Origin of the sequence: Synechococcus sp. R3-13 (genome assembly GCF_047462195.1) — a bacterium.
Taxonomy (GTDB): Bacteria; Cyanobacteriota; Cyanobacteriia; order Thermostichales; family Thermostichaceae; genus Thermostichus.
Genome location: NZ_JANSIO010000482.1, coordinates 1 through 1379, shown reverse-complemented (window position 1 = coordinate 1379; position 1379 = coordinate 1). Strand labels below are relative to the sequence as shown.

1 protein-coding gene is annotated in these 1379 nt (G+C 60.3%); it reads left to right on the top strand.

Annotated features, from left to right (window positions below; translation table 11 throughout):
- A partial coding sequence (locus tag NW856_RS13370) for an Hsp70 family protein (protein WP_414400652.1) occupies nucleotides 1–1379 on the top strand: 1379 nt, incomplete at both ends.

Sequence of the window (1379 nt, the reverse complement as noted above, 5' to 3'; positions counted from 1 at the left end):
CAGTGGATCCGCAACGGCTGTTTCAGGGGTTTAAGCGGGACTTGGTGGCGGAGTTTGTCCCTCCGCCGCGAGTTCTAGATGGAGAGCGCTACGACGCCGAGAGGGTGGCCCAAGCTTTTTTGCAGACGGTGATGGAAGCTGTCCCGAAAGAACACCTGCAGCCGCAACAGCTGGTGTTCACCGCCCCTGTCGGCTCTTTTGAGCGCTACCTCAATTGGCTGCGGGGAGTGGCCAGTGCCTGTGGCTGGGATCCCGTTCAAATTGTCGATGAAGCCACGGCAGCAGCCCTGGGCTATGCGGTTGGCCAGCCGGGATCCCTAGTGCTGGTGGTGGATTTCGGCGGCGGTACCTTGGATCTCAGCTTGGTGCGCACCCTCGCTCCCCAAGCGGGTAGCCCTGTCCTCAAAGCGGAGGTGATCGCCAAGGCCGATGCCTATGTGGGCGGGGTGGACATCGACATTTGGATTGCCGACTACCTACTGCAGCAACTGGGGCTAAGCCGACAGCAAATTGGAGCTCTGGGCTGGCTCAACCTCCTGGAGCAGGCGGAACAGCTCAAGATCGCCCTTTCCACTCAGATGGAAGCGGTGGGCAGTTGGTTTGACGACGAAGCCCTCACTGCCCATGAGTTGAAGTTAAGCCGGCAGGAGCTGGAAGAGATCCTGGAAACCCACCAGCTTTTGGATCAAATCCGCCAGTGCCTAGACGACGTTCTTCTCACCGCCCAGGCGAGGGGATTGGGCAAGAACCAAATTGAGCAGGTGCTCTTGGTAGGAGGCAGCTCCCAACTGCCAGCAGTTCAAGAGCTGCTGCGCTCCTACTTCGGCAAAAAGAAAGTGCGCTGCGAACGCCCCTTCGATGCCGTGGCCCTGGGCGCCCTGCAGGTGGGCCGCCAGGTGAAGTTGGAGGATCGCCTGCACCACAGCTACGCCATCCGCCTCTGGGATCCCTTGCAGAAAAGCTACATCTACTACCCCCTCTTCGAACAGGGCAGCCCCTATCCCTGCCGACGGGCTGAGCCCTTGATCCTGCAAGTGGCCAACGACGGACAAACGGAGATTCGCCTAGAGGTGGGAGAAGTGGCCCAGGTAGTCCAGTCGGAAGTGGTTTACGACGAGCTGGGGCGGATGAGCAGCCGGCAGCTCACCCGGCAAACCGATTTCCGATCTCTAGCTCCTCTTGGATCCCCAACCGTTCGCGCTACTTCGACGGAGTCATCACCAATTTGTCTGGCCCGTTTGCAGCCCCCTGGCCGCGTGGGAGAGGATCGCCTTCGCGTCGAATTTGCCATTGATAGCTCGCGGCGCTTGTTGGTCACCATCACCGACCTGCAAACTCAGGCGCTCTTGGCAGAGGCCCAGCCTGTAGCCACCTTGAGT